Genomic DNA, 21,072 nt, shown 5'->3' on the forward strand with positions numbered 1-21,072 from the left:
TTTGTAGTAACAGATGCGTCTGGAAATACAGCGACTTGTAGCTTTGATGTGACTGTTGTAGACAATGAAAATCCAACTATTGCTTGTCCTGGAGACATTACTCAAGATACTGATTTAGGTATTTGTGGTGCAATCGTAACATACAGTGTGACTTCTGCAGATAATTGTCCAGGTCAAACGATAACTCAAACAGCTGGTATTGCTTCTGGAAGTCAATTTCCTGTAGGAACAACAACCAATACTTTTTTAGTCACTGACGATTCTGGAAATACTGCAACATGTAGTTTTGATGTGACTGTTAATGATACTGAAGCACCAATTGTAGATTGTTTAAGCTTACAAGTTCAGTTAGATGAATTTGGAAATGGTACTATTTCTGAAAATGATATTAATGGTAACTCAACAGATAATTGTGGAATTGCAAGTATCTCATTATCACAAACTACTTTCGATTGTAGTGATATTGGTGGTGATTTAGATGCTTTAATAATATCAGAATATGTTGATGGAAATAATAACGATGATTGTATTGAAATCTTTAATGGAACTGGTAATGATATAAATCTTAATGCAGGTAACTACACACTTAACTTCTATATTGATGGAAGCTCAACTCCTACTTACACTGTTCCTTTATTAGGTGTAATCGCAGATAGAGAGGTGTATGTGGTTTGTAATCCTTTTACTCCAAATGCAGACGTTGTTGCCAATCAAACTGGTGCCTTCGGAATTGATGGAAATGATGCTATAGCTTTAGTCTCAAATGGAAATGCTGTTGATATTATTGGAGAAATAGGAATTGATCCAGGTACTGGATGGAGTTCTGGTTCAGTATCAACAAGTGGTACAACGCTCGTTAGAAATTTAGATGTATTACAAGGTAATATAAATACTTTTGTAGCAAATCTAGCTACAGAATGGAGCTCTTATCCACAAAACACATTCTCTCAATTAGGAGCACATGAAATAGAAATTACAGAATTAGCAAACAATGTTATACTTACTGTTACAGATACTAGTGGCAATGTTTCTACATGCGAAGGAAATGTTACCATTTTAGATGTTACACCTCCAGAACCTATTTGTCAAAACGTAACTGTAGAATTAGATGCTAATGGAAACGGAAGCACAACTGCTTCAGCAGTAGACAATGGTTCTAATGATGCCTGTGGTATAGCTAGTTTATCATTAAGTGTTACAGATTTTACATGTAACGATATTGGTGATAATCCAGTTGTTTTAATGGTAACAGATAGTAATGGTAATACAAGCACGTGTACTGCTACTGTAACTGTAGTAGATAATGTAAATCCAATAGTATTAACACAAGACATAACTGTTCAACTAGACGCTAATGGTACTGCTATTATTTCTGCAAACAATATTAATGATGGTTCTAGCGACAATTGTGAGATCTTAAATATATCTGTGTCTCCTAGCACATTTGATTGTTCTAATGTTGGTGTAAACACTGTTACACTTACAGTAGAAGATGTCAACGGAAATAGCGCAACAGAAACAGCAACTGTAATTGTGGAAGACAATGTAAGTCCTACGGTTAGTTGCTCACCTATTACAGTTGAATTAGATAGTACTGGAAATTACGCTTTGACACAATCTGATATCGATGCCATCGCAGATGGTAGTAATGATGCTTGTGGCATTGAAAGTTTATCTGTTACACCTAACAGCTTCACCTGTGATGAAATAGGTAGTAATACAGTAACACTTACACTAACAGATAGTAATGGAAATACAGCTTCTTGTACTACTACAGTTACCGTAGAAGGTATTATACCAGACGTAACGATAATTGAAAGTCCACTTCCAGAATTCTGTCAAGGAGCCGTATTGGTATTGACCGCAGAGACCACAACAGTTTCAGGGCAAACGGATAGTGACATTAGTTCCTATTTATGGAATACTGGTGAGAATACTAAAAGCATTGAAGTGCCAGGCAATGGTACTTATGGTGTTATTATAACCTCGCAAACCAATTGTGATCGTTATTTTGAGTATGAGGTCACAGGATTTGATCCAGGAAACTTGATTTCAGCATATACCATTTTAGCAACAGATGAAGTTCATTTACAAAATAACAATCTTGTACAATCTGGAGGTGTAGGCGTCATTGGAGTAGGCAAAAAAATCAAGGTTCATAATGCAAGTAATATTGTAGATTTTGCACAAGCATCTCAAATACAAATTAATGGAGGAAGTTCAGTTGGAACAGTAGTTTATTCGCCAGCTAATCCAATAATTCCATCATTTGTTTATAATATTCAATCTAATAGTGAAAGTCCGAATGTTACAATAAATAATAATGCAACAGTAACACTATCTGAAACTGTATATGGTAAGATTACTATTAAAAATGGCGGAACTGCTATATTTACCGAACCAAATGTTCATATAGATGAATTGACAACAGAGAACAATACAATCATAGAATTTTCAGGCTGTACTAATGTTTTAATTAATAAAAAATTAAACTTTGGTAACAATTCAATATTTAATTCTGATGGAAATATGGTAACTGTCTATGTCAATAATCAAGTTGATATAAATAAAGGCTCTTTGATTGTTGCACGTATACATGCAAACGATAATAACATTGATGTAAAAGGTAATAATGGAACGCCAACATATTTAACAGGACTATTTATTGGTAAGAACATTAAAGGCAATAAAAATGTGATTTGGAATTCAGACACATTTTGCAGTCCTTGCCCAGCACCAAATGATGGTTCTCTTTGTAGTGATTCAGCAGAAATACCTTTACCGTTTGTTTTTGAAGGTGTAGGAGAGTTCTGCTGGGAAACATCAGGAGTTATTAATTTCATAAACTCTTGGTCATTACAATCATTAGAAATCAATGGTGTTAATTATACCAACCAGTACACTACAATTATGCCTGATAGAATTGATGGTAAATATTATATACGTTATGTTTCTAATTTTGATTGGGGTCATTTTGAAATCAATGGTTTTGAAGATAATGAAGATACTGGCTTAGGTTGTGAAGACCCGATTGAAATTGCAGTTCCTTATGTATTTGATGGTACTGATGAATACTGTTGGGAAACCACTGATGATATAGACATAGTAAACTCTTGGTCATTAGAATCATTAGAGATAAACGGTCAGGACTTTACTAATATGTATTCTACAAATTTACCAGCTAAAATAGGAGGTAAATATTATATACGCTATACTTCCAATTATCCTTGGGGTCATGTAGAACTTCAGAATTCATCAAGTCGTATTGGTCTTTTTGAAGTTAAATCTTGGCCAAACCCATCAGATTCTGAATTCAATTTAAGATTGATTACTGATAACATTTATGATAAAGCTGAAATCAAAGTATTTGATTTAAACAACAAGTTGGTACATTCTAGTGAATTTTATCCAGACCGTACTTATAAATTTGGTAAAGAACTTCAAGGTGGAGTGTATATCATAAAAGTAATTCAAGATGGAAAACTAGCCACTGAAAGGTTAGTGAAGTATTAATAATTATCTTAACTAAAACAAAAACCCTTCAGGATTCTGAAGGGTTTTTATTTACAATATATAGAAAGAATCAATCAGAGTAGCTATCTTATAATTAGAGTTTCCAAATAATTTCACTAAATCAACTTTTATGACGTATTAATAAGAAATAAATTAGCGATAATATTATGTTCTTGGCTTATTTATGCCTCTATCATACATTACAATACTACCTGCTACGGAAACATTAAGACTCAACTCTGATTTAAATTTAATCAAAAAATGGCTCTTTTTAATAGCCTGAGTTGTGAGTCCGTGATCTTCTGCTCCAAGTAAATAGACACAACGTCTTGGATGGTGGAATGTTTCAAGATCTTCGGCTTCATCTGTTAATTCGACACCAACTATTCTAGCACCTTTAGGTAGATTATTAAAAAAGTCTTCAAAAGTATCATAATGAAAATAAGGCATAGACTTTACTGCATTGTGAGTATCACTAGCTTGTTTAGCGTATCTATTTCCGATGGTAAAAATAAAACTCGCACCCAAATTTTGCGCTGAGCGCCAAAGTACGCCAAGATTTTCTGGTGTTTTTCCGTTTTGGATTCCTATTCCGAAGAACTCATTTTCGAAGTTATTAATCATAACATCAAAAATAGTAATAGTGTTTAACGTTTTATAACAAAATTTAAAATTAGTCCAGTTAGAATTAATAAAATACCTAACAAACTAACTAACGTATAAGTTTCATCTAACCAAATAGCACCTATTATCATGGTAAAAATCACTTCAATATATTTTAGAGGTGCGACTTGATTAATTTCTGTAGTTTGGATAGCCTTAGTCATATATAATTGCCCAAAGTATCCGTAAACACCTAAACTTAAAAGTAATAACCACTCTATACCTTTTGGATTCGTCCAATTATTTACACATAGAACTCCACCTATTATTGCAGAGATAATCATGAAATAATTAATGATAACGACAGGATGATCGCTATTTCCAATCTTTCTAATAAAAATATAAACTAAACCAGTAAACACAGCAGAAGAGATGGCATAGAGTAATCCAATATTATTTATTTGATTGTCAAAACCTTTTAAAAGAACAACGCCAAAAAATGCTATTCCAAAACAGAACCATTGTAAATACTTTATTTTTTCTTTTAATAAAAACAAGGCAAAAACCGCAGCGAAAATGGGAGAAATGTATCTAATAGAAACGGCAGAACCCATTGAAAGATGCTTGATAGACATAAAGAATAATGTCATTGCTACGCAACCAACAATACCTCTAGAAATAAGTAACAATTTTTTATTACCTAAAAAGGAAATTTTATTTTTAATTAAAAAAGGAAATGTAAAAAGTAACGTACCAATAGATCTAAAAAAAACGATTTGATACACGTTAAAATAACCTAACTTTTTTACAAAAACATTTAATAGTGCAAAGGCCAAAGCACTAATTGACATATAAATTATAGCTTTTTTGTACATGTATTAACGTATTAAAAGCTAACTTATTAATTGTTTTAAAGATTTTTTAAAACTTATAATTACTTGCTCTTTTAGACTTTTTTTACTTTGATGATTTGAAATTTCAATATACTCAATAGGTAATTGATTATTAATAAAAATTGAGGAATTATCTTGTTTGAAATTAGAAATCATGATGGCAGCATCAACACTGCCATCATTTATATTTTTTAAGCATTGTTCTTCTTTTTCTTGAGAATAAAAAGATTGAAACACAAGTAATCTATAACCATGTTTAAAAGAAAATTCTTGTATTTCTGAAATAATACTACCATAACAAGAGTCTGCTATTTCTGGAACAATTATGGCTAAGGTTTTAGTTTGCTGCTTTCTTAAAGATAAAGCAGAAAAATTAGGCACATAATTGTGTTCTACAGCAATATTTTTTATGAGCTCTTTAGTTTTAGAGCTAATATCACTTTTTCCGTTTAAAGCTTTAGAAACTGTTGAAACAGAGTATCCAGATAATATAGATATACTTTTAAGGGTTATAGTAGATTGATACATTAATTGTTTTATTTTTTTAGCTCAGAAATTATAGCCAAAGCATTTTTAGTATCTGCTTCAATTTTAGCTAAATCATAGTTACCGTCTGCTCCTTTTGCTATTAGCTTAGAACCCATACCAACACAAGTTACTCCAGCTTTAAACCAGCCTTCTAAATTTTCTCTTGTTGGAGAAACACCACCTGTTGGCATCACACTTGTCCAAGGTTGAGGACCTCTAATTGCTTTCACAAAATCAGGACCATAAATACCACCTGGAAATAATTTTACAACTTCACATCCTAATTCTTCAGCACGGCAAATTTCAGTTAAAGAACCACAACCTGGAGACCAAGCAACTTTTCGTCTGTTACAAACTATTGCTATATCTTCCCTTAAAACAGGTGTTACAATAAAATTTGCTCCTAAAGCCATAAAACGAGAGGCAGATGCAGCATCTGTAACAGAACCAACTCCCATAATCATTCCTGGTAATTCTTTAAGAACCCATTTATTAAGCTCACCAAAAACTTCGTGAGCAAAATCACCTCTTGCTGTAAATTCTAGTAAACGAGCACCACCATCATAAGTCGCTTTGATTACTTTTTTACTTATTTCTAAATCTGAATTATAAAACAATGGAACCATTCCGGTTTGTTTCATAACATTTGCAACTTCTATTCTTGTATAATTTGCCATAATATTGATGTTTTTTTAATTCCAGTTTAATATTTTTTTGAAATCATATGCCTCTGGATTAGATACATATGCTTTCGCTTTTTTGTAATCTTTTTCTTTTATAAAAAACAGATTGTCTATAAATAGTTGTGCCATATCCGAATTGATATCTACCAATCTAGGCGGAATTTTACCATTTTCATCTTCAAAATCTTTTAAAAATAATGGCTTAATATCTCCACTTGAATTTGCACTAACTATACAACCAGTAATTCCTTGATCGTATAATTTCTTAACACCTATACCTAATAAAGTGCATAATGTTAGATCGAATGCTATTGGGTTACAACATCTTAATTCGTAACCAAGTTCAACTGGTCTTGATTTAATTTCTAGACCAATTTCTTTTAATTTTACTTGTAATAAATAATTAAATATATGGGACTTGCTTACATTTCCTAATTCTGGATGACCATGATCATCATATGTAAAATTAATACCTGAATTAATAATTTCGTCTTCATCCATAAAGTGAAAAACGCCTTCACTTATCAATACTACACCATATTCAACACCTTCAATTTTACATTTCACGATTGAAGAAATAATCATATTGATTAATTTATCAAATGTGATTTTAGTTTTATTGAACATTTCAGGAATAATCATCATTTGAAAATGACAAGCCGAAGCAATCCCAAATGCCAAATGACCAGCAGATCGTCCCATTGCTGAAACGACGAACCAGTTTTCACTTGTTCTTGCATCTTCATAAACCGTATTCCCAATTCTAACACCTTCGTCTTTAGCTGTGTGAAATCCAAACGTAGGATTTCTATCAGGCAAAGGCAAATCATTATCTATGGTTTTAGGAACATGAATATGAGCAACTTCTAAACTTTGAGTATTTAAATATTTGGTTAATCTATTTGCAGTAGATGCTGTATCATCGCCTCCAATAGTAACCAAAAGTTTCACATTATTATTCTTGAAAAAATTGGCATTAAAATCGCTGTCTTTTGGTTTAAACCTACTCATAATAAGCGTAGAGCCACCTCGACTAAAAATACGATCAGCATGATGAAAATCGAAAATCTTCACTTCAGGATTATCAGAACATAAGCCTTGATACCCATGATGTACACCAATAACCTCATAGCCATCTTTAATAAAAGTTTTAGCTAATGTGCTTATGACAGTATTAATTCCTGGTGCTGGTCCACCACCACAAATAATCGCTATTGATTTTTTCATTTTAAAATTAGATTTTAACTTTAAATACTAATTTCTTCACTTCACCATTTCCAATCATAGGAGCATGAACATCATTAGGATAGAAAATAGCAAACTGATTATCTGTTAATTGAAAAAACATATCTGGCTTATCATTAAAAAAACGTCTATCTCTTTCTGGATCGTAATCTCCATTTTTAATAGTGCATTTTTCTCTTGGTTTCCAAGCAATTGTTTCTAAACCTTTTGCACAGATTTGAATATCGATATACGCGTCGTGACATTCAAATTTTTTCAAACTTTCTTCTTTTGATTTAGCGTCACCAGTTGCGACAATAAGCTTTAAGCCTTCAGTAATTTCAAATTTCCCGTCTTCAAGACTTAGTATATCTTTATGACTTATATAATCAAATGCTGTTTCAAACAAAGGATGTAAGCTACTGTAAGCTTTAGCGTTATTTAGCGTATCTACTATCATTACAATTTATCTTGCTACTCTTCCAGATGCATCTCCACCCATTAACTTTTCAACTTCGGCAACAGTTACCAAGTTAGCATCACCTTTTATAGTATGCTTTAAACAAGAAGCTGCAACTGCAAAGTCTAATGCGTTTTGATCATCTTCAGGATATTTTAATAATCCGTAGATTAATCCTCCCATAAAAGAATCTCCACCACCTACTCTATCAACAATATCAGTTATTTGATACTGACGTGTTTCAAACATTTTTTCACCATCATATAAAACTCCAGCCCAAGTATTATGAGATGCAGAAATTGAACCTCTTAACGTTGTAATTACTTTTTTAGCTCTTGGGAATTTTTCCATCATTTGTTTACAAACAGATAAGAATGCTTCTGCTTTAACATCATGACCATGTTTATGAACATCTAAACCTTCTGGATGAATACCAAAATGTTTTTCAGCATCTTCTTCGTTTCCTAATACAACATCGCAATATGATGTTAATTCAGTCATTATTTTTTCTCTATGAGCATCATCACAAAATGTCCAAAGCTTTGCTCTGTAATTTAAATCTGTAGAAATAGTCACACCCATTTCGCTAGCTACTTTTACAGCTTCTAAACAAGCATCTGCAGCACCTTGAGAAATTGCAGGTGTAATACCTGTCCAATGAAACCAAGCCACATCTTTAAAAACTGATTTCCAATCCACCATACCTGGTGTGATTTCTGAAATTGCAGAATGTGCACGATCGTAAACTACTTTACTCCCTCGACTTACTGCTCCAGTTTCTAAAAAGTAAATTCCTAAACGGTCTCCACCATATATGATATTATCTACACCAACACCTCTCTTACGCATTTCCATCATTGCACAAGCACCAATATCATTTTTTGGTAAACGTGTTACAAAATCTACAGGCACACCATAATTAGCTAATGATACTGCTACGTTAGATTCTCCTCCTCCATAAACGACATCAAATGTTGATGCTTGTGAGAATCTCAAAAATTGTTGTGGAGCTAATCTTAACATGATTTCTCCAAAAGTGACTACTTTTTTCATTGTATAATTTTAATTTATTATTGTTTGGTTAAACGTTTAAGCAGATTACTAAAAATAAAATCAAAACAGTGATATTTTGATTTTATCAAGTTAAAACAATACTTTTGCTTAAACGATTAAGCAAATATATAAAAACTAAGTGAATAAAAAAAGAACTACCATAAAAGACATCGCTAATGTTTTAGATATCTCACCTGCTGCTGTTTCAAAAGCAATGCACGATGATTCAAGGATTAGCGCTAAAACTAAAAAAGCTGTAAAGCGCGTTGCCAAAGAGTTGAATTATCAACCCAATCATTTAGCTAGTGCATTAAGAAGCGGAAAAAGTCATTTGGTAGGTGTAATTGTGCCCAGAACAAATAGTAATTTCTTTTCTTCTGTAATTGAAAACATGGAAGGCGTGCTTAATAAAGCTGGTTACAATATTATCATTACTCAATCTAATGAATCTTTTGAAAAAGAATGTAAAAATATTGACACTCTCCTATTTACTCAAGTTGACGGAATAATTGCTTCTATGGCAAATGAGACTGTAGATTTATCTCATTATGAAAAAATAAAATCTAAAGGAATTCCATTAATTTTATTTGATAGAGGTGAAAACGACTTAAATGTAGATTATATTGGCATAGATGATTATGACAGTAGTCATATGATCATAGAACATTTAATTTCTAAAGGTTGCAAACGTATTGCTCATATTGGTGGTTTTAGACGTACTAGAATTTTTAATAATAGGATACGTGGTTTTATAGATGCGATTCATAAACATAATTTACCACACGATGATGATCTTATAGTGGAAAGCAGTTTAACCCTTGAAGATGGTAGAATAAAAATGCAAGAACTACTTGCTTTAGATAATCCACCAGACGCTGTTTATGTTGCTAGTGATTATGCTGCTTTAGGTGCACTTCAAGTTTTAAATGAACACCATATAAAAGTCCCTCAAGAAATTTGTTTAGTTGGCTTCGGAAATGAGCCATTTACATCTCTAGTTAGTCCTACCATTACAACTGTAAAACAACACAGCAAGCAAATAGGGAAAATTGCAGCAGAAACATTTATTAAGCGAATTAAAGCTAAAAATTGGAAGCCTAAATTGGAGAAAAATATTTTAAAATCTGAATTGATAATAAGAAGTTCATCTGATAGAGATTTACCTATTAAATCGACCTGAAGTATTACCCTCTATAATATTTAATACTTCATCTACATTAGAAAAATTGACATCACCTTCATAAGTATGTTTTAAAGCACTTGCTGCAGCAGCGAATTCCATTGCTTTATAATCATCATCAAAATGTTGTAATCCATAAATTAATCCACCAGCAAAAGCATCACCAGTACCTATTCTATCAACAATATGCGTAATATCTAAATCTACAGTTTCTCTATACTCATTTCCGTTCCACATTCTAGAACGTATTTTATGCCATGACGCATTAATTGGAGTTCTAATTTTATCAAATGTTTTTTTTATGCTAGGAAATTCTTCAATCAACTGTTTACTTGCTTCAATAAAATCTTCGTTTGAATAGTCGTAATCAGATCCTAAAACTTCATTCATTTCATTAATACCACCAATAAATATAGTACAGTACTGTAATAAATCTGATAGAGTTTCTTTTGGTTCTGCTCCATATTTCCATAACCCACTTCTGTATGTAGGATCTACAGATACTTCAACACCCATTTTTTGGGCTAAAATTAAGCCTTCTCTTAATGTATGATATCCTCCTTCACAAAGCGCTGGTGTAATACCTGTCCAATGAAACCATGTACATCCTTTAAGAGACTTTTCCCAATTTACCATTTCTGGTGTTATTTCAGAAAAAGCGGAATGAGACCTATTATAAGAAATTGCACTAGGACGCATAACAGCACCTACTTCTAAAAAATAGATACCTAAAGGACGCTTAGAACGTACAATTCCAGCTGTACTTACTCCAAATTTTCTTAAATATGATTTTGCAGTATCTCCTATAAAATCGTCTGATATAGATGAAACATGTCTTACTTTACCACCAAAATTTGCAATTGAAATAGCAACATTGACTTCTGTTCCTCCAAAATAAAATTCCAAACGATTAGATTGCATGAACTTTTTATTTCCTAAAGGAGAGAGACGCATTAAAACTTCACCAAATGTTACAGTTTGATTCATAGTTGATAATTTTAATTAAAATACAAAAAAAATGCCTTTCAAAATTGAAAGGCATTTAAACTTTTTATTAAATAGTTTGTTTAGATACCTAAAGCTTGACCACCACCAATTTGGATAGTTTCAGCAGTAATAAATGCAGCATCCTTACTCGCTAAGAAAGATATTACACCAGCTACATCTTCTGGTTGACCTAACCTACCTAACATAATATTGTTTGCCCAAGATGCAAAAACTTCTGGCTTTGTTGCTTTAATTTGAGCATGAAATGGCGTATCAATAGTACCAGGTGATACTGCATTTACTCTAATACCATATTCTGCTAAATCTTTTGCTAATGCTCTAGTTATTGCATGAACTCCTGCTTTAGATGTTCCGTAGATACCAGCTCCTGGTCCACCTGCAGTCCATCCAGCGTTAGATGTATAGTTAATAATTGAAGGATGTTCTCCCTTTTTTAAGTAAGGTATTGCAGCTCTAGATGCAAAAAATACAGAATCAAGGTTTAGAGCCATAACAAATCTGTAAAAGTCAGTTGTCATTTCTTCAAAACGAGATCTTCCACCTAATCCACCAGCATTGTTTACTAGTACATCTATTCTACCGTATTTATCACCAATTTTTTTGATGTTAGATGTTACAGCTTCATCACTTGTTACATCAAAACCGTAATATTCAGCAGTAATACCTTCATCTGTAAGTTGCTTTAATTTTTCAGCTCCTGCTTTATCATCTATACCGTTTAAAATAACAGTATACCCATCTTTACCTAATCGTTCTGCTACTGCAAAGCCGATTCCTCCTGTTGCTCCTGTTACTACAGCTACTTTTCCTTTATTTTTACTCATAATATATTTTATTTTAATCTATTTTTATTTTTGTTTTTTAAATTTTTACGGTGTAGTAATTATAATTTAGGTTTTAGAGGTTCAATTTTAGGACATAAGACCCAAACCGCTAAAAGTGCTATTATTGCTAAAGCTCCACCTATTATAAAAGCAGGTGTATAATTCCCTCCTGTAGTTATGAATGTTACTAAAATGGTAAGTCCAGCTGCGCCAAGTTTAGCTGCCATACCTGCAAACCCTGAAAGTGTTCCAACGATTTTTCCGCTAAAAAGATCACTTGGCATTGTCTGTATATTTCCGATAGCTACTTGAAATCCGAAAAGCAATACTGCCATAATAATTACTGCATTGATAGCAGATCCAGGTGCTTTTAATAAGAAGAAACAAGGAATCATAATTAAACAGCCTAGAGTGATAGTCATCTTTCGTGTCTTATCTACAGACCAACCTGCATTAAGTCTATTTTTAGCAAGTAAACCACCAAATATAGCGCCAATCATAGCACCAACATAAGGTACCCATGCTGAGAATGCAATTTCTTTGACATCCATTCCAAAAACTTCTGATAAGTAAATTGGTATCCAAACAATGAAAAGCCACCAAATAGGATCAATAGCTGCAGAGGCAATTATGACTCCCCAACTCTCTTTATGTTTAAATAGCTGCCCAGTGGTAGGAGTGTACCCTTCATCATAATTCCCATCTTCATTAATATCTTGATTTCTTTGTCCTGAAAGAATATATTTTTTTTCATCATCAGTCAACCAAGGGTGTGTCTTTGGTGGTGCTTTTACTACGAATAACCAAGGTAGTAACCATAAAAACCCAAGTACAGCTACAACTATAAAAATTGCCTTCCAATCGAAATAAACTGATAACAATCCAATAATCGGATAAGCTACAATACCACCTATAGCTGCTCCTGAATTAAAGATTCCTTGAGCAAGCGCTCTCTCTTTAGTTGGAAACCATTCTGCATTGGCTTTAGCAGCACCAGGCCAGTTTCCAGCTTCAGCAATCCCTAATATAGACCTGAAAATTGAAAAACTCAACATTCCTTGAGCAAATGCATGCAACAAAGTAGCTAAAGACCATACACCAATTGAAAGTGCAAAACCAAGTCTGGTTCCTATCCAATCGAAAATTTTACCAAAAAGAGCTTGACCTCCAGCATATGAAAGTATAAATACTGTTGATATGGTACCATAGATGGCTTTGTGACCATCCTTATCCATTTCTGGGAATAAATCATTAGCGATGTCTGGCCACAGAGCTCCAAAAGCTTGTCTATCTATATAATTTATAACTGCAGCTAAAGCCACAAACCCTACTACCCACCAACGTAAACCTTTAACTTTCATACTCTTCTTTGTGTAAATTAAGATGACTTTTTAATATTATAACAATACTGATACAACACACTAAAGTGTTCTTTCATTTTTTGTTTTGCTAATTTGGGATCTTGTTTTTTAATGGCGTCAAATATATCATCATGTTCTTTGATTCCACTTTGAGCTAAACCTTTATCACAAACATGATATTTTTCGAAATTGGTAATAATTCCAGGTGTAATAACAAGCATAAATGTATTCATTGTACTATTTCCACTTGCCTTAGCTATCGCTAAATGAAAAAGTAAATCTTCTTGCACTGCATCTTCGCCTTTTAATACTTTTTTAGTATAAGCATCTAAAGCTTCTTTTATCTTTTTTAAATCTTCATCTGTTCGTCTAATCGCAGCCAAACGAACCGTCTTGAGTTCTAATAAGATTCTTGTTTCAACTAGAGATTTAAAATCTGGACTCTCAAGTCTTAAAATATCTTCTATCATTCCATTCATGGCAATGACTCCAATATTTGCAACAAAAGTTCCACTTTGTGGGATTGACTCTAGTAACCCGTAAAATTCTAATTTTTGAATCGCATCTCTAACGTTACTTCTAGTAACTTCAAACTTTTCTGACAACGTTCTTTCAGAAGGTAATTTATCACCTGGTTCAAGATTTTTATTGTTTATTAAGTCTCTAATTTTAGAAATGATAGCGTTCTGTAAATCCAAACTATCCATTTTTGCTAATATTTCTAATTTCATATTTTAAACTTTATAAAATGGTTATCAAGATTTAACGTGTTAAATTTATATAATAAATCCAAAATCAACGATTTTAATCTTACAAAAACTTTAAAAGTACTTAAAGAATTCTACTCATCATTATATAGATCAGTAGAACTCAATAAGTGACCAACTCTCAAATAATCAATTTTAATGTTTTACTTCTAAACTATAATATTTTACACGAGCAAACGAACCTTCATCTCGCGATTGAAAATAATTACCAGCTTTAAAATAGTTTTCAAATATTCCCCATTTTTTAATGTTGATATCTTCGTACACTTTGAATTCGTTATTATTTAAAATAATAACCATTTTTCCATCGGAAACTTGTACTTCTAAAGTAAATTTCCTAAAGCCTACTTCTTGTTCAAAATTAAATCCTTCATCATTTCCCCAAGACTCTTCATAAAGCAATTCGTTACCAGTAGCACTTAAGTTTTTTAAGACTTTTGTTTTTACTCTTATTTTACCTTTATCCCAGTAAATTTTCAACATAGGTGGTGCATTGTTATCATCTTCACCAATTGCATCTCTTTGCTCATTTGTTAAACGACCATGGATTTGCATGATAATAACACGATGATATTTCCCATCAGAATCCCTAGAGACCTCTTCCATTGCGAGTTTACCTTTCATGGTTCCTCCTTGTTCAAAAGTCCAATTAGTGTTATTATCTCCAGGCACCATTTGTTCTCTAAGTTCTGACCTTGAAAATTTTGTATTCTTGGTCGTTGAACTAGTTGGGTGAGCGTAAAAAACTAATGCACCTTTAGTTGAATCGTTATACATATAAGTCTTCAACTTTTCATTATTAGCATAATCTAATATCTCTGGAGGCTCTACTTCATAAGGCTTTCCTTCTTCATTTGAAACTGGAATAGTAACTTTCCAATGACTCAAATCTATCTTAGGAAGTTTTACTTTTTTGTTTTTCTTCTTCTTTTTATCTTTTTTAGATTTTGAATTTAATTCCTTAACATTATTATCATTATTTTGAGAATAAGAGTTAAGTATTACGAAAGACAAAAACACAAAACTTAGTACCTTAATTTTAGATTTGATTAACAACATCATAGTATTAAAAACTTAATATTAATCTGCTGGATAAACCTTTACATTATCAACATATGCATCAACATCTGTTACTCCATATATTAATATTGCAATTTCACCAGAAGCATTTGAAGTAAATGTAAGTTCTACTGTTGTAAATACAGTTTTACCTAGAACTTCTGTTCCAACATGGTTTAATAATGGTCCTGCATCATAACTAGCAATACCATCTGCACCATCATCAAAATGTCCATCTATAATTCCACCAATGATTCTATTTCCTCCATCAGCTACACCAGATTGCTCATCTGGAGTTTTAATAGCATATAAATATTCTAATACATACTCTGTATTAGGAGACACTATTAATTCTTGATATGCATATCTAGTATTAGAACTTAAATACACTCCTGCTGAAGTACTCATCGTCCATTTAGCTCCTGGAGTTTTTGAACCATTATCTGATCCATCATAATTAATCCAAGATCCATCACTACTAGAGTTAAAAGGACTTGTTGTTCCTCCAGAAAAACTAGAAAATTTCCAATCATTTTGACCATTTGAGAAATCACCATTTAAAATTTCAGGTGAAATAGGTACAAATACATCTACAACTTCTACATCAATAGTTATCATATCTGAAGCTCCATTTGCATCACTAGCTGTTAGTGTTACAGGGTAAGTTCCTTCTCCAGCAAACGTATAGATAGGATCTTGTAATTCAGATGTTGCACCTCCTCCAAAATCCCATAGGTATGTTGTGGATTGAAATGAAAGATCTGTAAACTGAATTGTTTTAAAATTATCTGGATCTGGAACGTATGAAAAGTCTGCTGTTGGTAAAACAGTATCGATTTGAGAGTTAGACTCTGGCAAATCAAATTCAAAAGCACTTTCACAGCTATTGAATACTATACCTGAAATTAGGCATAGACTCAAAACTGATACTCTACGGAAAATATTTATTTTATTTTTCATGTTTTATTTTTTTAATATTTTAATTGTATCCAGGGTTTTGACCTAAAAGTCCACCACTTAAATTAATTTCTCTTGAAGGAATAGGCAATAATAATTGTCTAACATTGTAGTCAATATACCCTTGAGAATTTGCATAAGGACTTAATACTGCATCTGCAACTCCAAATCTAACTAAGTCAAAGAAACGTTGATTTTCAAAAGCTAATTCAACACGTCTTTCTACTAATAATGCCTCTTTAGTTAGAACTGAAGGACGATCAGCTATAGGATCAAAACCAGCTCTCTCTCTTACTTCCATATAAGAATCAATTGCAGCACTATTTGTAGTTTCACTACCACCTGCTAAAATTGCTTCTGCATGCATTAACAATACATCTGCATAACGTAATATTATCCAATCATTTCCAGCTTGTTGTGGAGATGACCCATATGTTGGAGGAGTAGCATTAATATCTGATCCATCTGGTAAAAACTTTGTTACTTCTGTTGCACCATCACTGTATGTTTTATAAGATACCGCTGTTCTATTTCCACCGTAAGTAACAAAATCTGCAATTAGATTATCTTCAACCATGTTAAGACCATCTTCTCTACCTTGACGACGTGTTCCTGAAGTAAATTCCGCAGAAAAACCTTGACTCTCTAAAGAATTAGCTGTAGCATATTGAATAGCAAAAATAATTTCACTGTTCAATTCATTATAAAACACATCACTAAAGTTATTTTGTAATGAAAAACTACCATTTATAATATCTGCACACAACTGTTGAGCAGCACCATAATTAGTACCTTGAGTCATATAAACTTTAGCTAAAAGCCCTTGTGCAGCAGCTTTTGATGCTCTAGATTTAAATGAATTATCTAAAGTCTCAACCGCTTCTAGTAGATCTAGTTCAATTTGCTCATAAATTTGAGCTTCAGCTACTCTAGTAAACAATGCTGCGTCATCTTCTGGACCTACTACAGATGTTACTAATGGAACATCACTAAATAATCTAACTAAATTGAAATATGCATAAGCTCTTAAAAATTTAGCCTCAGCTGCATACTTAGCTCTATTACTTTCGTCTGCAACACCAACATAATTTAATATATTGTTTGCTCTAAAAATAATTTGATACATAGATTGGTAATAATCTTCTGATTGAACATTAGTTGCATCAATCAAATATCTATGGAAATCTGCTTTAGAACCTTCAAAAGTTTGCCCTCTTGTATTGTCTGTACGGTGTTCTGTTAAAAGATATTCAACTTGAATTCCTCTATTAGATCTCTCGTAACTTGTGTCTGTATTTTCATTAACGCCTTGTATAGCATCATAAATTCCAATAATACCTGCCAATACATCTTCATCAGATTGATAAAAACCTTCTACAACAATAGCAGAATCTGGTAATGGGTTTAAAAATTCTTCAGTGTCACAGGAAAAGAAAACTAGTCCTGTTACTGCAAAAATTAAATATTTTATATGTTTCATAATTTGGTGTATTTTTTAAATTAAAAATTAACGTTCAAACCAATTGACATGGTTCTAAATATAGGACTACCAGCTCTTTGAGCACCATATGACGTAGGAGTATTACTACTATCAATATACTCAGGGTTAAAACCATGGTAATCATCAGATGTTATGTAAAGTAAATTCTGACCTGTAGCGTAAACTCTTAAACTTTCTAATCCTAATTTAGAAGTTACTTCATCTGGCAGATTGTACCCTAGGTTTACATTTCTTAATGAGAAATAACCTGCACTTTGTACAACATCATTTGTATGAATTCTTTGTTGTAAGAAAGAAGCATGAGGAATTACACCAGCGTCAACAACTGCTTGAGGGCTAGAAGTAGCTCCTTGCCATTGTGTAAAGAAATATTGATCACCAATATTTTTCACTTCAGCACCTTGACTTCCTTGTACCATAAAAGAAAAATCAAAATCACCTAATTTAAATTCGTTACTAAGACTCCAAACAATTTCAGGATAAGGATCTCCAAGGATAGTCTTATCTTCATCTGTTATTAATCCATCACCATTTAAATCTTTAACGATAACATCTTGTGATTGACCATTAATTGGAATCCAAGGAGAGTCATAATATTCAGTAGCTAATTCTTGATCCACTACATAACCATAGAAAGATGATATAGGGTTACCAACAGAATTAATCCATTGTGAATTTCTACCAAAACCATCCTCTGATAGAGCTCCGTCAGAGTCTCCAAAACTAAGTAATTCGTTTTTATTAGTAGATGCTATAAGTGTTGTACTCCAAGAGAAATTTTCTTTAACAATATTTTTAGTTCTTAATTCAAACTCCCAACCTCTATTTTCGACTTTACCTAAATTCACAATTCCAGTATTAAATCCTGTAACATATGAAACCGGGTTATCTAATAGTAACTTATCACTAGTTCTTCTATAATAATCTACAGATCCTGAAATTCTATTGTTTAAAAACCCAAAATCTACTCCAGGATTAAATTCTTCAGAAGCTTCCCATTGTAATAATGTATTTGCTATATTACGAGCAGCAACACCAGTAGATATACCTCCTTCTGTAATGGCATTTGTATTATCTAACAATGCCAAATAAGGCCATGCATTAAGCAAGTCATCACCTAAATTAAAATTCTCATTACCAGTAAGACCGTAACTAACTCTAAACTTTAAATTATTTAAAACCTCACTATCTCTCAAGAAATCTTCTTTAGAAGCATTCCAACCTAATGATATTGCAGGGAAATTACCCCATTTTGAGTTTACACCAAAAACAGAACTACCATCTCGTCTATAAGAAGCTGATAATAAATACTTATTATCATAAGCGTAATTTATTCTAGCAAAATAACCGATTTTATTTTGCACTACATTAGTTTCTTCATATTCTGAAATTGAAGTCGCTCCAGCTAAGTTTTTAAGTAAATCGTTAGAGTACCCAGTACCTTCAACAGAACTAATTTCAGATTTTCTAGTTTGAATAGTTACACCAGCTAAAACATCAAACTCATGATTACCAAAAGATTTACTGTAGTTTAATGTATTATCTGAAATCACCCTAGTTCTAAACCTATTCTGTAAATAGTAAGCAGCTCTACTAGCTCCTGCTGAGTGATGTTTTGTACCATCCCATCTTGTTCTCTTACGTTGTTCTAATGTAACACCAAGAGATGTTTTTGCAGTAAGACCATCTAAAATATTGTATTTCAAATAAGTAGAACCTAGTAAATTAGTTTTAAACTCATAATGCTCTCTTTCAACATATTGTGCATAAGGATTCGCATCACCAGAAGTACGTGGTCTACTTGAACCAAAATTATCATTAGGATCAATATCTAAACTAATTAAATGATTCTCTAAAAAATAATCTCCTACACCAACATCTGGATAAGCACCAGTATCAATAAATTGTAGTGTTTCCGCAGTATGATAAATAGGCAACCAAGGTGATTGTCTAATAGGATTATGAATAGAAGTAGGCAACGCTCTTTGTTTTGAATACGAAGGTGTAGCACTCATACCAAATGTTAGCTTATCAGTTAATTTGGTATCCATTTTTAATCTTCCAGTCATTAATTTGTAGTCATCTGTTATAACAACACCTTCATCTCTAAGGTAACTAAGTGAAGCACTGAATTTCGTATCTTTAGTACCTCCTCTTGCAGAAAAAGAATGACTTGTAATAGTTCCACCGTCAAAAAATACTTCTTGCCAGTCTCTATCAACACCTGTTGTAGCAACTAATAATTGTGCATACTGTGTGTTATTAGTAAGTTCTCCAGTTGCAGCCAATTCTTTTGCTGCCCATTCAGAAACACTCTTTTTATAATCTTCACTTTCAAAAGCTTGTTTATACCCAGTATAAGTATCATAACTAAATTTAGTTTTTCCTTCTTTACCACTTTTAGTTGTAATCATGATAACACCATTAGAACCTTCACTACCATAAATAGCTGCAGATGCTGCATCTTTTAATACCTCAAAAGACTCTACATCATTCATGTTCAAGGTTCCAAGAAAATCAGAATTTACAACGATCCCATCTACTATAACAGCAGGACCTGAATCTGCAGTTACAGATCCAAAACCTCTAATAGTAATTGTTGGAGCAGCACCAGCTTCAGCTGAAGTTGCTTGGATATTTACACCAGACACCTGACCTACTAAAGCATCATCAACCCTTGCAACAGCAATTTGATCTAGATTTTCGTTCTTAACTTTAGATATTGCACCAGTTAAATGGCTTTTCTTTTGTGTACCATAACCAATTACAACAACTTCATCAAGTTTAGCAGAATCTTCCACTAATGAAACACTTAATGTTGTTTGATTATTAATAATTACTGTTTTGGTGACAAATCCCAAATAAGAGAATTGAAGTACTTCTCCTGGTGTCACTTGGATTTGAAAATTTCCATCAAAATCTGTTGAAGCACCTCTAGTTGTATTTAAAACTAGGACATTAACACCTGGAATAGGCTGTTTGTCTACTTCAGAAACAACGGTACCTTTGAGCAATAAGCTCTCTTGAGCAAACATTGTTACGCTAATTAGCAATGCAACTAATAGCGGTAGTTTGTTTTTTAAATTCATAGTTAACTGTTTTGAATTGAATTAGTTAATAAAAACAATTACTTAAAAAACAAAACAACGCAAAATGATATGTTTTTGTATCTTTGCTATTGTATTTACTTTTTAAAGTAATTATTAATTTTTACTTCCATCTATAGAAGTATTTTTTAAAAAGGATAGGCCCACCCTGTCCTTTTTTTTTGTTATAAATTAATTGGTTTACCAGATTGGTTTACCAAATATATATAAAATTTTGTTAAATACAACGTTTTCGGAAATTTTATATGATAAAATAGCAAATGTTTGAGTTAAAATAGCAAACATCTACTTTGTTGCAGGAATTATATTACAAATTCATAAAGACCTCACTTACAAGACTAATACCTGCAA

At 32.4% G+C, this 21,072-nt stretch carries 17 protein-coding genes; 2 read left to right on the forward strand and 15 right to left on the reverse strand.

All coding sequences use genetic code 11. From position 1 onward, the window contains the following. Positions 1–3,513, forward strand: a 3,513-nt coding sequence (locus tag WNY78_RS18205) for an HYR domain-containing protein (RefSeq protein WP_342874656.1), incomplete at its 5' end; no start/stop codon positions are given. 165 nt (positions 3,514–3,678) lie between these two features. Here the strand turns inward: WNY78_RS18205 and WNY78_RS18210 are convergent. Genes WNY78_RS18210 through WNY78_RS18240 form a run of 7 tightly spaced genes read right to left on the reverse strand, consistent with a single transcriptional unit; the run spans position 3,679 to position 8,957 of the window. After that, positions 3,679–4,137 carry an RNA methyltransferase gene (locus tag WNY78_RS18210; RefSeq protein WP_342874657.1) on the reverse strand — a complete coding sequence of 153 codons (459 nt, stop codon included), beginning with the start codon at positions 4,135–4,137 and terminating at the stop codon, positions 3,679–3,681. 23 nt (positions 4,138–4,160) lie between these two features. Next, positions 4,161–4,991, reverse strand: a complete 831-nt coding sequence (locus WNY78_RS18215; protein WP_342874658.1) for a DMT family transporter — start codon at positions 4,989–4,991, stop codon at positions 4,161–4,163. An 18-nt stretch (positions 4,992–5,009) separates the two neighbouring features. Then, positions 5,010–5,537 carry a LacI family DNA-binding transcriptional regulator gene (locus WNY78_RS18220; protein ID WP_342874659.1) on the reverse strand — a complete coding sequence of 176 codons (528 nt, stop codon included), beginning with the start codon at positions 5,535–5,537 and terminating at the stop codon, positions 5,010–5,012. Positions 5,538–5,545: 8 nt separating this feature from the next. After that, positions 5,546–6,214: a bifunctional 4-hydroxy-2-oxoglutarate aldolase/2-dehydro-3-deoxy-phosphogluconate aldolase gene (locus WNY78_RS18225; protein WP_342874660.1), complete on the reverse strand. Its 669-nt coding sequence runs from the start codon at positions 6,212–6,214 to the stop codon at positions 5,546–5,548. 15 nt (positions 6,215–6,229) lie between these two features. Continuing rightward, the gene (locus tag WNY78_RS18230) at positions 6,230–7,447 is read right to left on the reverse strand and encodes a 6-phosphofructokinase (RefSeq protein ID WP_342874661.1); all 1,218 of its coding nucleotides are present in this window, start codon (positions 7,445–7,447) and stop codon (positions 6,230–6,232) included. Positions 7,448–7,454: 7 nt separating this feature from the next. After that, positions 7,455–7,904, reverse strand: a complete 450-nt coding sequence (locus tag WNY78_RS18235) for a YhcH/YjgK/YiaL family protein (RefSeq protein WP_342874662.1) — start codon at positions 7,902–7,904, stop codon at positions 7,455–7,457. Positions 7,905–7,910: 6 nt separating this feature from the next. Further along, on the reverse strand, positions 7,911–8,957 hold the full coding sequence (locus tag WNY78_RS18240) for a sugar kinase (protein WP_342874663.1): 1,047 nt from the start codon (positions 8,955–8,957) through the stop codon (positions 7,911–7,913). A gap of 139 nt (positions 8,958–9,096) precedes the next feature. Between WNY78_RS18240 and WNY78_RS18245 the strand changes: the two genes are divergently transcribed. Beyond that, positions 9,097–10,137, forward strand: a complete 1,041-nt coding sequence (locus tag WNY78_RS18245) for a LacI family DNA-binding transcriptional regulator (protein WP_342874664.1) — start codon at positions 9,097–9,099, stop codon at positions 10,135–10,137. On the opposite strand, the gene WNY78_RS18250 is transcribed toward WNY78_RS18245, so the two are convergent. The 8 genes from WNY78_RS18250 to WNY78_RS18285 form a co-directional block, all read right to left on the reverse strand. After that, complete coding sequence (locus tag WNY78_RS18250; protein ID WP_342874665.1) at positions 10,117–11,124, reverse strand: sugar kinase; 1,008 nt, start codon at positions 11,122–11,124, stop codon at positions 10,117–10,119. The genes WNY78_RS18245 and WNY78_RS18250 overlap by 21 nt on opposite strands. Before the next feature lie 80 nt (positions 11,125–11,204). After that, positions 11,205–11,969 (reverse strand): SDR family NAD(P)-dependent oxidoreductase, encoded by a 765-nt coding sequence (locus WNY78_RS18255; RefSeq protein WP_342874666.1) that lies wholly within the window; start codon positions 11,967–11,969, stop codon positions 11,205–11,207. A gap of 59 nt (positions 11,970–12,028) precedes the next feature. Further along, on the reverse strand, positions 12,029–13,330 hold the full coding sequence (locus WNY78_RS18260) for an MFS transporter (RefSeq protein ID WP_342874667.1): 1,302 nt from the start codon (positions 13,328–13,330) through the stop codon (positions 12,029–12,031). Between the two features lie 17 nt (positions 13,331–13,347). After that, positions 13,348–14,061, reverse strand: coding sequence for a FadR/GntR family transcriptional regulator (locus tag WNY78_RS18265; protein ID WP_342874668.1), 714 nt, complete (start codon positions 14,059–14,061; stop codon positions 13,348–13,350). Between the two features lie 171 nt (positions 14,062–14,232). Next, positions 14,233–15,156, reverse strand: coding sequence for a polysaccharide lyase family 7 protein (locus tag WNY78_RS18270; RefSeq protein WP_342874692.1), 924 nt, complete (start codon positions 15,154–15,156; stop codon positions 14,233–14,235). A 21-nt stretch (positions 15,157–15,177) separates the two neighbouring features. Next, positions 15,178–16,116 carry a PKD domain-containing protein gene (locus WNY78_RS18275; RefSeq protein WP_342874669.1) on the reverse strand — a complete coding sequence of 313 codons (939 nt, stop codon included), beginning with the start codon at positions 16,114–16,116 and terminating at the stop codon, positions 15,178–15,180. A gap of 19 nt (positions 16,117–16,135) precedes the next feature. Next, positions 16,136–17,593 (reverse strand): RagB/SusD family nutrient uptake outer membrane protein, encoded by a 1,458-nt coding sequence (locus WNY78_RS18280; protein ID WP_342874670.1) that lies wholly within the window; start codon positions 17,591–17,593, stop codon positions 16,136–16,138. A gap of 20 nt (positions 17,594–17,613) precedes the next feature. Further along, positions 17,614–20,703, reverse strand: coding sequence for a TonB-dependent receptor (locus tag WNY78_RS18285; RefSeq protein ID WP_342874671.1), 3,090 nt, complete (start codon positions 20,701–20,703; stop codon positions 17,614–17,616). Between the last annotated feature and the right edge of the window lie 369 nt (positions 20,704–21,072).

Origin of the sequence: Psychroserpens sp. AS72 (genome assembly GCF_038900375.1) — a bacterium.
Classification (GTDB): domain Bacteria; phylum Bacteroidota; class Bacteroidia; order Flavobacteriales; family Flavobacteriaceae; genus Psychroserpens.

Coding starts and splice junctions, on each gene's coding strand:
- WNY78_RS18235 (WP_342874662.1), bottom strand. CDS start 7,904: ATGATAGTAGATACGCTAAATAACGCTAAAGCTTACAGTAGCTTACAT.
- WNY78_RS18230 (WP_342874661.1), bottom strand. CDS start 7,447: ATGAAAAAATCAATAGCGATTATTTGTGGTGGTGGACCAGCACCAGGA.
- WNY78_RS18275 (WP_342874669.1), bottom strand. CDS start 16,116: ATGAAAAATAAAATAAATATTTTCCGTAGAGTATCAGTTTTGAGTCTA.
- WNY78_RS18255 (WP_342874666.1), bottom strand. CDS start 11,969: ATGAGTAAAAATAAAGGAAAAGTAGCTGTAGTAACAGGAGCAACAGGA.
- WNY78_RS18270 (WP_342874692.1), bottom strand. CDS start 15,156: ATGTTGTTAATCAAATCTAAAATTAAGGTACTAAGTTTTGTGTTTTTG.
- WNY78_RS18260 (WP_342874667.1), bottom strand. CDS start 13,330: ATGAAAGTTAAAGGTTTACGTTGGTGGGTAGTAGGGTTTGTGGCTTTA.
- WNY78_RS18240 (WP_342874663.1), bottom strand. CDS start 8,957: ATGAAAAAAGTAGTCACTTTTGGAGAAATCATGTTAAGATTAGCTCCA.
- WNY78_RS18280 (WP_342874670.1), bottom strand. CDS start 17,593: ATGAAACATATAAAATATTTAATTTTTGCAGTAACAGGACTAGTTTTC.
- WNY78_RS18250 (WP_342874665.1), bottom strand. CDS start 11,124: ATGAATCAAACTGTAACATTTGGTGAAGTTTTAATGCGTCTCTCTCCT.
- WNY78_RS18265 (WP_342874668.1), bottom strand. CDS start 14,061: ATGAAATTAGAAATATTAGCAAAAATGGATAGTTTGGATTTACAGAAC.
- WNY78_RS18220 (WP_342874659.1), bottom strand. CDS start 5,537: ATGTATCAATCTACTATAACCCTTAAAAGTATATCTATATTATCTGGA.
- WNY78_RS18210 (WP_342874657.1), bottom strand. CDS start 4,137: ATGATTAATAACTTCGAAAATGAGTTCTTCGGAATAGGAATCCAAAAC.
- WNY78_RS18285 (WP_342874671.1), bottom strand. CDS start 20,703: ATGAATTTAAAAAACAAACTACCGCTATTAGTTGCATTGCTAATTAGC.
- WNY78_RS18225 (WP_342874660.1), bottom strand. CDS start 6,214: ATGGCAAATTATACAAGAATAGAAGTTGCAAATGTTATGAAACAAACC.
- WNY78_RS18215 (WP_342874658.1), bottom strand. CDS start 4,991: ATGTACAAAAAAGCTATAATTTATATGTCAATTAGTGCTTTGGCCTTT.